The following is an 11324-nucleotide window of genomic DNA, read 5'->3' as shown; positions in this document are numbered from 1 at the left end:
CTGCCATTGGAAAGTGTGTTGCTTAATGTGGGCAAGGGAGGTTCTGAACAATACACTCAGCACCAGATTTCTTTTGAAGCAGGAATAAGAATGCTTGAGATCGAAAGAATTGTCACCCTGGAAACCATTGATGAAAAGGGAATAAAATTCTATTTCTTCGCCTCGGATATACTGGGATATGCCTCCAATTCTGAAGTTCACAGTCTACCCGTTAAAATTCCACCGGGGGTAATATCCTTCCCTGAATGTATACCGTCGAATACGTGGATTCTTATCTCAATACCCACCCAGCTGGATGATAACACCATTGAAGATGTGTTCTATAACAGCTTTGGGCAGATCGATGAGGACAAATTCGTGGTCTGGCAGTATGTGAACGGTGAGTACGTCCATCCTACAGAAATAGTTGCCGGACTAAGCTACTGGGTATATCAGAAGATTGGTGAAGAGTGTGATTTTACCATCGGCGGCGGTGTGGTTACCAATGTGGATACACTGAAATGGGTGTTAAAGCCTGGCTGGAACCTGGTAGGTAACCCCTACCCGTTCCCCTTCGATCTGGGTAATGTTGATCAAACTCTTTTCTGCGGCCCGCTGGAATACAACGAGCAAGGCGGATGGTCTGGCTACAAAACCAATATAACCCCCTTTGGCGGTTATATCATTTGTAACAAAGCTGACACCACTGTTGTCCTCACTGCCACCGGTGGTGGTGGAGGCCAGGTCAGCACCATTTTCTCCGGCGGCGGCTCAAAAGATAAGACTGAAAACAACGGCAATACCGCCATGAAGAGACCCGAGAAGTTATTCAGAACTCAAATCAGCTTCAGTACCATTAAATATTCTGACAACAGCAACTTTATCGGAATACACTCACAGGCGGAAAACGATTTTGACAGGTATGACAATGTAACAGAGCCTCCCGTCCCCAATAATGATGACAAAATCAAGTTTGACTGGGTCATGGATAAAGAATCAGACAGACCAAAATATCTGTTGCAGGATATCCGAAATGCCGGCGATTCCACATTCACATGGCATGGTTACCTGCATCCCAGCAATAGTAAAGAAGAGATGACGGTGAAGACAAACTTGGAAGGTGATACAGATCCCGGTTACAAAATGGTCATGGTTGATAAGAGTCATGGTGACCAATACGACTTAATTCAAAAGAATTCCTTTATACTTAAGTTGATCAACACAAGTAATTTGGGGAGACAGTTCACTGTTTTCTACGGACCTGCATCATGGGTAGAAGAAGAGGTAAGTGAGCTGATCAAAACCATTCCTACGGAATATCATCTGTCTCAGAATTATCCCAACCCGTTCAATCCGGTGACCACCATCAATTACCAGATACCGACAGACCAGAAAGTGAGACTATCCATCTATAACATCCTTGGACAGGAAGTAAAAACACTGATAAACGGTGAACAATATGCCGGTTTTTACACGATTCGTTGGGACGGAACAAGTAATTCTTCTACAAAGGTATCATCAGGTACATATCTCTACATCATCCAGACTGCCAATTACAGGCAGGTCAAAAAGATGGTACTGCTGAAGTAGAAAAAAATTTCTTTCTCTAAGGCTACAAATCGGCCCGGTTTTAACAAAAAACTTGTCAAAGTTTCTTGACCCTTTCCTCCCCTGTTCCTACTTTATCAACTCAAGGGTGAGACTTTAAGCCTTTCATTAAATCACAAGGGCCCTGCACTTACTTAATGTGCTATGGACAATTCATCAAATAACAAGATCACGGTCAACGTACGGTTAAGTTCCCAGATCGCAGACACATTGGGAACCAACAGGGTGAGGGTTACGGTGGATGAATCATCCACCGTCTCTGATGTAAAAGAAGAGATTAAAAAAAAACACCCGGACATTGAAGATCAGCTGGACAGCACGCTACCCGTCATTTCCGGCAAGATGGTGAATTCGGACCAACAGATAAGTCAGGGCGAGAATATCGCTTTTCTCAGTCCCGCTGCCGGGGGCTGAGCCTAAACCAACATTCCGAGGAGGAGTTAACCATGGCAAAAGATGAAGCTGCTGTAAAAGAAAAATCAGCAACACAGACCAACGGTCATGAGACTGTTTACGTGGATGAATTTGTAGATGGCGTTTTGGATCCCAATAAACCCATGCTGGGTCCCGTAAAGGACGGCGGCCACATTATGGTAAACACAACGCCAGGCTGCTGGGGTCCCATGATTACACCGTCCATCCGGGGCGGTCACGAGGTGACCAAGCCTGTCTACGTTTCCGGCGCCGAGGTGGGTGATGCCATTGCACTCCGCATCAAGGATATTACCGTCACCTCCATGGCCACTGCATCAGGCAATGACCAGTGGATGGAAGACCGTTTCCTGGGTGATCCCTATGTGGCCGGGAAATGTCCCACCTGTGACGAGGTGTGGCCCGAGACCCGCCTGGAGGGAATTGGCCAGGAATCTGTCCGGTGCGTGAAGTGCGGCAACGATGTAACGCCGTTCACATTCACCAACGGATACACCATATTCTTCGATAACAACCGTGAAATTGGGGTGACACTTCACAAAAAGGCCGCCGAGGAAGTTGGCAAGAGCGCGGCACATTACGCTGCCCTGCCGGAAAAATCTGTGCAGAACCCCATCCTCGCCTTCTGCCCCAGCGACCTGGTGGGCGTTGTGGCACGGCTTCGCCCCTTTATGGGTCAGCTGGGAACAACTCCGGCCATTCCCATGCCCGATTCACACAACGCCGGTGATTTTGGCACATTCCTTGTGGGTGCGCCTCACGCCTACGGCATTGAGGCGGATGATCTTGTCCACCGCACTGACGGCCATATGGATATTGACGCCGTCCGGGCTGGCGCCATTCTCATCTGCCCCGTTAAGGTGCCTGGCGGCGGTGTCTATCTGGGTGATATGCACGCTATGCAAGGCGACGGCGAGATCGCAGGTCACACCACTGACGTCTCTGGAACGGTGAACCTGCAGGTTCATGTCCTAAAAGGACTGGATATTGACGGGCCCATTATTCTCCCCGTAAAAGAAGATCTCCCCTATCTCGCTCAACCTCTCACCGACTCTGAACGTGAAAAGGCCGAAACCGTGGCCATTGCCTGGGGTCTGGAATCCCTGGAAGCGTCAGCACCTGTCTCGTTTGTAGGCACCGGGGCTGACCTGAACGCCGCTACGGAGAACGGCCTGAAACGGGCGGCGGACTTTCTTGAGGTAACGGTCCCTGAAGTACAGAACAGGGCCACCATAACAGGCGCTATCGAGATCGGGCGGGCTCCCGGTGTGGTTCAGGTAACTTTCAGGGCGCCGGTAGATAAACTGGAAAAACGGGGGCTCATGCCCTACGTCCAGGACCAGTACGGCAACGGTTTTTAACAGAACCTAAATATTGGAGATAATGGTGTCCGCGTAAGCGGATGTGGCCACTTTCGTGGCGCCTTCCATCTGGCGGGCAAGGTCGTAGGTGACCCTCTTCTGCAGGATGGTCTCTTCCATGGCCCGGACAATGCAGTCAGCAGCCTCCTGCCACCCCAGGTGCTCAAGCATCATCACACCGGAAAGGATAACTGAACTTGGGTTCACCTTGTCCTGACCTGCATATTTGGGTGCTGTCCCGTGGGTCGCCTCAAACAGACCAATACTGTCACCCATGTTAGCACCTGGTGCCATCCCCAAACCACCTACCTGGGCAGCGGCGGCATCTGAGATGTAGTCCCCGTTCAGGTTCGGTGTAGCGATCACCTCATACTCATCGGGACGGAGCAAGATCTGCTGAAACATGCTGTCAGCGATCCGGTCTCTCATCACCAGCTGGCCCTCCGGTACCTGGCCATCGTGCTTTTCCCACAGCGCCTCCTCAGAAATGACACCTTCACCGAATTCTTCAGCAGCCAGCTCATAGCCCCAATCGCGGAAAGAGCCCTCGGTAAACTTCATGATATTCCCTTTGTGCATGAGCGTTACAGATCCCCGGCCGTCGGCCACCGCGTACTCAACGGCCTTCCGCACCAGTCGCTTTGTTCCAAAGGGGCTGATAGGTTTAATACCTATGCCTGAATTTTCACGAATGTTTTTCTCAAAATTTGAGTTGATGAACTCCCGAATTCTCTCAGCTTCTGCACTTCCCCCTTTCCATTCGATACCGGCATAAACATCTTCAGTATTCTCCCGGAAGATGACAATATCCAGCTTTTCCGGACTCTTCACGGGAGACGGTACTCCAGGGATCCATTTCACCGGACGGACACAGGCGTACAGATCCAAAAGCTGGCGCAAAGAAACGTTAAGACTCCTGATGCCGCCCCCCACAGGTGTGGTGAGAGGACCTTTTATGGCCACCAGATGATCAGAGATGGTATCAACACTCTCTTGGGGCAGCCATTCCCCAGTTTCTTCGTTGGCCTTTTCCCCGGCCGGGATCTCCTTCCAGGAAATGCTTCGCTGGCCGTCATAACTCTTTTCTACCGCCACATCGAATACACGGACCGACGCCGCCCAGATGTCTGGACCAATTCCATCCCCTTCAATGAAAGGGATGATGGGCTCATGGGGAACGTTCAATTGTCCGTTGTCGAAAGTTATCTTCTGGCCGTTCTCACTCATAATGTCTTTCCGTTTAATCCTTTTCCTTTGATTTTGTACTGGTATTACTCTTTTTGTCGCTTTTCTTTTCGCCCTTTTTCTCAGAGGAAGATTCAGACTTGCCGTTGGCTTTGGCAGGTTTTTTCGATTCCTCTTTACCGCCGTCCTTTTTCACGTAATCGGTTATGTAGAAACCAGACCCCTTGAAGATGAGGCCCGCACCGGCACCTATAAGCCGTTCCACCTTGCATCGGCACTGGGGACACCTTTTACGCGGCGCATCAGTCATGGTCTGAAGCATCTCAAAGCGATGACCACATTTAGTGCATCTGTATTCGTACGTTGGCATGGCTTTAGTTAACTAAACCTCTTTTTTCACCTAATCGAGACGGAGAATTTAGCCCTTCAACCCCCGCGGTGGGAATGATAATCTCATTATTTTTCTGTCAACGATGGGAAAGTGACAAAAACTGATTACAGGTTCAGCTTTTCTTTCAGTTTCTGAGAGACGTAAGGTGTAACAAAATCGTCCACATTACCGCCCAGGGTAGTCACTTCCCGGAGGAGAGAGGAGTTGAGGTGAGTATACCTCGCATCCGTCATGAGGAAAACAGTGATCACTTCAGCATTGAGGTGGCGGTTCATCCACGCCAGCTGAAACTCAAACTCTATATCACTGACGAAGCGCAGTCCGCGGATAAGGGATACCGCTCTTTGCTCCTCAGCAAACTTCACGATGAGTCCTTCAGAGGAGGTTACTTCCACCTCGTTGAATTGTTTGGTGGACACACCGATCATATCAATCCGCTCTTCAAGATTGAAGAGGGGGCTTTTATCCCGATGGGATGCAACTGTCACTACTACCCTGTCAAAAATCTTGACGGCGCGCTCGATGACATCGATATGGCCCAGTGTAATGGGGTCAAAGGAGCCAGGATAGATGGCTGTTTTGGGAGATCTACTCATGAAGAAAAGATTGAGATCTGTGTGTCGCCGTATTCCTTCACCCGGGCCCTTTCGGGACGCCAGCTCTCCCGCACTGAAGATTCAATCATCAGACGACCCTCTGGGCTGAGCCACTGAAGTGCCAATTCCGCCAGCCCGTCCAAGTTCACCTTGCCATAAGGCGGGTCTGCCAAAATCAGGTCAAACAAACTGTCGTTCTTTTTCAGAAACCGGAAAACATCCTGCCTGATGACGTCCAACTTCACGCCTTGGAACAGCAGGCCATTCTTCTTTATGGATTCCACGGCTTTCCTCTCGCTCTCAACAAATGTAACTGAGACTGCACCCCGGCTAGCAGCTTCCAAACCGAGGGCGCCGGTACCAGCAAAAAGATCCAGGACAGAGGATCCCGACAGGTCACCCAGAATGTCAAAGAGTGATTTCCTTACCCTGGCGGATGTGGGCCGTGTATTAGCCGCTTCTGGTGTTTTGAGCCGGGTACCTTTGTAGGTACCGGCAAGGATGGAAAGATCAGCCATGGGTGTCTTGCCGGTGAATCTCAAAGGCACTGGGCTGGTACTCGTTAATATAGAAGGAGACCTCTTTCCTCAGTACAAAGTACCAGATCACAAGCGCAACGATAGCAGCAGACAAAAGAAAAGAAAAAATTTCATGTCCTTTGTACTTACTTTTTCTATTTGGCTCAGGGGGCTTTTTCACCGTTTCTTTCACCGTCTTTTTTTCAGGCTCCTCTACCCTCGCCAGCTCCACTTTTGTTGTTCGTGATTTTACCTGTTGCAGTGCCACCGGTTCCTGAAAGCCTTCACTGCCGAACAGGTTGAGGTCCGTCATCACATAATCCTCCGGTGCAAAAGACCTGCCACTTCACCAAAATCTGAGGGGTCAGTACCTTTCAGTTTTGCACCTTTAGCCAAAGTAAATGAATCCAGGGGATTTACCTCCTGCAAATGCCGCTTTTTAGAGGAAACAAACCCTTGCCACTTACCGGGGAGTTCTCCTACAAATTTGATGCTGATGGCGGGCGTCTTTGTCGATCTGGGTTTTATCTCATTAATCATCTTGATCATTGAAGATGCCAGTCCTCGATCACCTGTCATGGTGTCCATGGAAATAACTCCGTCGCGAATTTTAGGACTGCCAAACGAGTGCATTATTCCGCCAATAAAGAACAGTGCCCTTACACTTCTGCCATCTTTGATGAAAACAACGCTGGCTTTATCCCCACCCACCGCCCTTGCAAGGGAAAGTGTGCAAGGCTCCAACCAAACCGGCACCGCTCCAGCCCGCTCCAAAGCAACATTCAACGCCTCCAGTGCATTCTCTGGAACAACACATGTCAGAATCCACTCTTTATCACTGCCATTCGATTCAACCTTTTTGAAGAATACAGATGACGTAGGCCAAAGAGGACCGAGGCGCCGCTTCAGGAACCAGTTGAGATATGCTTCCTGTTCTTCCATAGTTAATCCTTTGTCGACGGGAAAAATCTGGCAGTCGATCCACCGTTCATCCAGTGACAAGAACACCTCTTTGTCATGAACAGGTAGTGATTCTATAACATCATGAAAAATAACCCCGAGATGTACCAATAGATCTGGTGATCTCAGATCAGGGCGGTAAAAGTTTTTGGAAAGTTTTGTTGCCTTGAGGGAATTGACAACTAACGTCTCTTCATTGACATCAGCGTGAGCAAACCGAAGCCAGCCACTCCTGATAGAAATTGCGAGCATACACGGTCAGAAGCGTATCCAGCTCTTTTCCCCGTCTTCAATTTTTCCGTGGGACCGCGTATTGAATGCGAAGATAAGGAAACGACGCTCCGTATATTTCCCCTCGATGGGGCTTTCAACTTTGTAATCATATTCAGTCAATTCTATGAGATAAGGTTGATTTGTCAGAGGGCAGTAAAGCATGGTCGGGTCAGGCGTAAAGCTGTCATAATAGCTAACAACCTCCACGTGACTGGAATAGGTTGTGTCCGATACATTCACAAAAGTACTGTCTTCCAGAAAAGACTTCAGCATATTCTTGCGAACAAAGGAGGTATCGTAACGTGATTCATCCTCATTGAAGTTCACGACAACCATAGTTGTGTCCATGAGCGTATCTTTCCGGGTCTTCAGGAAACCGAAGCTAGTGTCATAAACCACAGCATAGTTGGCAAACATATCCACATCGGCTGTGCCATCGTCAAGATGAATCTTCTGCTTACTGAGAAATGTAGTGTCGGCAGTAAGGGAATCCCTGGCTGCATTTACCACCTTTATGGCCCATTGGCCATCCGCAGTCCGCTCACCGGTGAGGCGTTCATAATATGAAAGGACGTCATAAACATTTTCCATGTAAAAACGGCTTTCTGCTTCTACAGCCTCTTCTTGATCCCAAATCAGCCGGGGCATATAAATCACACCCAGGAATGCGATCACGGAAACCAGAATCGCCAGTTCCAGAAGGTCTCTAATCCACCATTTATATTTTGTATCCAGAAATTCAGTCATCTATCTGTTTGTCTCTCTTTTCAGCTTCACAATTCCAGGTGTTGTCAAATCTTTCCAAGGAATTTAGCACTGATTCCTTTCACATTCTTCAAATCGTCTATGGTTTTAAATGTGCCAAACTCGTCCCAGTATGCTAAGATCCGGTCAGCCAGTGCCGGACCAATGCCGGGAAGAATTATAAGTTCACTCTTGAGAGCTCTATTCAAGTTTACTTTTTGGATGGTGATTATCGAAGCGATATTTTTCCCGGCCAGGTGAGATGCTCTCCCCTCCTGGGCAATTCGGGCAACCTAGTCTGCCTCTTCAGACGCTTTAGAGATATCAATATTTTCAGGGAACCATGTCCGCCTGACAAATCCCACTGCTAGACCCAGGGCAAGTATCGTCAGAAGAAATCTGGAAATGAATTTTTCCTGAGGTGTCATAGGTTAGAGTCGCACCTTCCTCACGGCGGTTCTCACTTTTCTCCCGTTGCTTGAAGCAAGCTCCTTAAACAGTTTTTTCTGGCTGGAATTTAGTTTTGTAGGTGTGCTTACCTGAATCTTCACCAGTTGATCACCTTTCCTGCCATTACGCAGTTCACCTAGGCCTTTATTCCGCATCCGCAATACCTGTCCGGACTGGATACCAGCTGGAATGGACAATTTGGCGGAGCCGGTCAATGTTGGCACCTCAATCTTGTCACCTAGGGCCGCCTGGGAGAAAGAGACTTCTACCTCTGTGATGATGTCAGTATCGTGACGCGTGAAGAATTTATGTTCTTTTTCATCGAAGAAAACCACCAGATCGCCCCTGTCACTTCCCCTTGGCCCTGCATTCCCCTCGCCACGGAGTGTCATATAATTGCCAGCTGCCACACCGGCGGGGACATTTACTTTGATCTGTGATGCTTTCTTTCTCCGGCCGTCACCGGCACAAGAGCGGCAAGGCTTGGATATAACCTCACCACTGCCGCCGCAGTTTGAGCACGCCCCCACATTGACGAACTGGCCAAAAAGTGAACGGGAGATTTGGCGCACTTGCCCTGAGCCGTTGCAAGTGGTACACCGTATGGGCATGGCCCCTTTCTCACCACCTGTACCATTACAAGAGTCGCACGAATCCATCCGGTTTACTTTGATAGTTTTGGTTACACCTTCTGCAATCTCTTCAAGGTTAAGATTTAGGGTAACTTTAAGGTCCGAGCCCCGGCTGCGGCGCCTTGAGCCCGTACCGCCGCCGAAAAAGTCATCAAATGAGCTGGAACCGAAACCTTCCATGAAGGTCCGGAGGGCGTCAGACAGGTCAAAGTTTTCAAATCCGCCAAAACCGCCGCCAAAACCGCCTGGACCGCCGTCAGTGGCGGTATGGCCAAACTGGTCGTACTGCGTGCGCTTTTGAGAATCACTTAGAACCGAGTAAGCTTCCGCTGCCTCTTTGAATTTTTCCTCAGCATTTTTATCACCGGGATTTTTGTCAGGGTGATACTTCATGGCAAGCTTGCGATAAGCTTTCTTGATTTCGGCTTCGCCAGCACCCTTTTCTAAGCCCAGTACCTCGTAGTAATCACGCTTCACGAGCTACTCCTTATCGCTACCCTTTGAATTGACAATCACCTTAGCATGACGGATGACCCTGTCCTTGTATTTATACCCTTTTTCAAATTCCTGGATCACAACACCATCTTCGTGATCATCGGAAGTCTGGGTCATCATAGCATCGTGAAGTTCCGGATCAAACTTGACCCCTTCGGAATCAAACGGTTCAACCTTCAGGGCGCTGAGCCGGCGGTGAAGTTTTTCGAGGATAAGATTCATCCCCGCCACTAGCGATTTCGCATTTTTCGACTTATCTCCATCCGCAGAAGCGATCATTCTCTGGAGATCATCAGCGATACCGAGAAAAGAGATGATCACATCCTTACCCTCATACTGCAACAAACGGATGAATTCTCTATCTTTTCGCTTTTTATAGTTGTCGAACTCGGCACGGAGGCGAAGATGGCGGTCTTGGAGGTCCTTCAGCTCATCTTCGATAGAGGACTCTTCTTGAACCTCTTCATCTACCGGTTCAGCTTCTTCCAGAGCCTCTGTTTTTTTTGCTATCTCTTCTTCAGCTTCAGGAACCTGACCATTCTTTGGTTCTTCTTCGACTTTCTCTTTTTTGATTTTCTTTTTTTTAGGCATGATTCAGTTTTTCGATTGTTGAAGCAAAAAGATCCAGAACTGTAAGGACTTCAGCATAGTTCATTCTCGTAGGCCCGATGACACCAAAACAGGCGGAATTCTCACCAAGTACCATTGACTTGGTCACCACGGAGCAGGAATGCATGGACTGAGCGCTATTCTCTGAACCGATGGCGATGGTGAGACTTGCGCTTTCAGCGGACATATCCACTGAACTCCTGATGGTTTTTGAATTATCCAGCGCGTTGATCATGGACTGCATATTGTCCGGCTCACTGAATTCAGGATGTTGCCACAGCTGGTCTTTTGTTGAAGAAAAAATTTCATCTTCTGACGAAACTGAAAAATAATCTTCCGCATTTTCAATGATTACCTGGATAATTTCACTTTCAAAAATTGACTGACCCCTGAGACGGTTACCGATAGTTTTTGTTATATCTGATACGGAGAGACCAATGAGCCGCTCTCTGAGTATTGAAGCCACCATCTCAATGAGAGAATCCTTGATCTCCAAGGAAAGATTTAAAAGAACGGTTCTCACCTTCTCTGACTTGAAACCCAGCACCAGCAACACCTGCCCTGAACTGAGTTTCACAAGATCCAGATTTGTCAGTTTTCTCCGGCTGTCAACTAAAAGGATGGCAAAGCCGAAAAGGTGATTCAGCTGCGCCAGTGAATTGGCTGTGATTTGAAACAGTCTCTCCACATTGAACGATGCTGCCGCCAGTTCATCCATGGCGATCTGCCGCATGGACTCAGATGCCACTTTCGATTCCAGCAGTTCATCTACGTAAAAGCGGTAACCAAAATCGGTGGGAATTCTGCCTGAGGAAGTGTGGATGTGACTAAGAAGACCAACCTCCTCAAGGAAGTGAAGTGTATTCCTGATAGTGGCAGGACTCAGTTCTAAATTATATTCCTCTTTCAACCGTTTGGATGCCACGGGGTGAGCAGTATCTACAAAATCTTCAATGACCATCTTGAGGATGGCCTTGTCCCGGTCAGACGGCTGAGTGATATCGGCTTTCATGTTCTTAAATCTCACTTTAGACTAACTTCCAAAATTACAGTCACGGTCAGGGTTAATCAAGATTATCGTCCGTCGAGAG

General features: G+C 48.4%; 14 protein-coding genes. 3 read left to right on the top strand and 11 right to left on the bottom strand.

What is annotated here, in order from left to right; genetic code table 11:
* The first annotated feature begins 90 nt into the window (after positions 1–90).
* The 3 genes from EYO21_07290 (at position 91) to EYO21_07280 (ending at position 3380) form a co-directional block, all read left to right on the top strand.
* Complete coding sequence (locus EYO21_07290) at positions 91–1569, top strand: T9SS type A sorting domain-containing protein (GenBank protein ID HIB03607.1); 1479 nt, start codon at positions 91–93, stop codon at positions 1567–1569.
* A gap of 162 nt (positions 1570–1731) precedes the next feature.
* Entirely contained in the window at positions 1732–2001 is a 270-nt protein-coding gene (locus EYO21_07285; protein ID HIB03606.1) for a hypothetical protein, read from the top strand.
* A 32-nt stretch (positions 2002–2033) separates the two neighbouring features.
* On the top strand, positions 2034–3380 hold the full coding sequence (locus EYO21_07280; GenBank protein ID HIB03605.1) for an acetamidase: 1347 nt from the start codon (positions 2034–2036) through the stop codon (positions 3378–3380).
* A gap of 6 nt (positions 3381–3386) precedes the next feature.
* Here the strand turns inward: EYO21_07280 and icd are convergent, their stop codons facing one another.
* From icd to hrcA, 11 genes are all read right to left on the bottom strand, one after another.
* On the bottom strand, positions 3387–4610 hold the full coding sequence (gene icd, locus EYO21_07275) for an isocitrate dehydrogenase (NADP(+)) (protein HIB03604.1): 1224 nt from the start codon (positions 4608–4610) through the stop codon (positions 3387–3389).
* Positions 4611–4620: 10 nt separating this feature from the next.
* Positions 4621–4935, bottom strand: a complete 315-nt coding sequence (locus EYO21_07270; protein ID HIB03603.1) for a zinc ribbon domain-containing protein — start codon at positions 4933–4935, stop codon at positions 4621–4623.
* 125 nt (positions 4936–5060) lie between these two features.
* The gene (gene coaD, locus EYO21_07265; GenBank protein HIB03602.1) at positions 5061–5552 is read right to left on the bottom strand and encodes a pantetheine-phosphate adenylyltransferase; all 492 of its coding nucleotides are present in this window, start codon (positions 5550–5552) and stop codon (positions 5061–5063) included.
* Positions 5549–6070, bottom strand: coding sequence for a 16S rRNA (guanine(966)-N(2))-methyltransferase RsmD (gene rsmD / locus EYO21_07260; GenBank protein ID HIB03601.1), 522 nt, complete (start codon positions 6068–6070; stop codon positions 5549–5551). The genes coaD and rsmD overlap by 4 nt, the downstream gene beginning before the upstream one ends.
* Positions 6063–6383: a hypothetical protein gene (locus EYO21_07255; GenBank protein HIB03600.1), complete on the bottom strand. Its 321-nt coding sequence runs from the start codon at positions 6381–6383 to the stop codon at positions 6063–6065. Before EYO21_07255 ends, rsmD begins: the two co-directional genes overlap by 8 nt.
* Positions 6383–7282: a hypothetical protein gene (locus tag EYO21_07250; GenBank protein ID HIB03599.1), complete on the bottom strand. Its 900-nt coding sequence runs from the start codon at positions 7280–7282 to the stop codon at positions 6383–6385. The genes EYO21_07255 and EYO21_07250 overlap by 1 nt, the downstream gene beginning before the upstream one ends.
* 6 nt (positions 7283–7288) lie before the next feature.
* Positions 7289–8050, bottom strand: a complete 762-nt coding sequence (locus EYO21_07245) for a hypothetical protein (protein ID HIB03598.1) — start codon at positions 8048–8050, stop codon at positions 7289–7291.
* 44 nt (positions 8051–8094) lie between these two features.
* On the bottom strand, positions 8095–8331 hold the full coding sequence (locus tag EYO21_07240) for a helix-hairpin-helix domain-containing protein (protein ID HIB03597.1): 237 nt from the start codon (positions 8329–8331) through the stop codon (positions 8095–8097).
* Positions 8332–8478: 147 nt separating this feature from the next.
* On the bottom strand, positions 8479–9606 hold the full coding sequence (gene dnaJ / locus EYO21_07235; protein HIB03596.1) for a molecular chaperone DnaJ: 1128 nt from the start codon (positions 9604–9606) through the stop codon (positions 8479–8481).
* 3 nt (positions 9607–9609) lie between these two features.
* Positions 9610–10215, bottom strand: a complete 606-nt coding sequence (locus tag EYO21_07230) for a nucleotide exchange factor GrpE (protein ID HIB03595.1) — start codon at positions 10213–10215, stop codon at positions 9610–9612.
* A complete protein-coding gene (gene hrcA / locus EYO21_07225) occupies positions 10208–11245 on the bottom strand; it encodes a heat-inducible transcription repressor HrcA (protein HIB03594.1) in 1038 nt (345 codons plus the stop codon). The genes EYO21_07230 and hrcA overlap by 8 nt, the downstream gene beginning before the upstream one ends.
* Between the last annotated feature and the right edge of the window lie 79 nt (positions 11246–11324).

The sequence above is a fragment of the Candidatus Neomarinimicrobiota bacterium genome (assembly GCA_012964825.1).
GTDB lineage: Bacteria > Fidelibacterota > Marinisomatia > Marinisomatales > S15-B10 > UBA2125.
The sequence above is the reverse complement of the archived record's forward strand: the minus strand, read 5'-3'. Positions and strand labels throughout refer to the sequence as shown.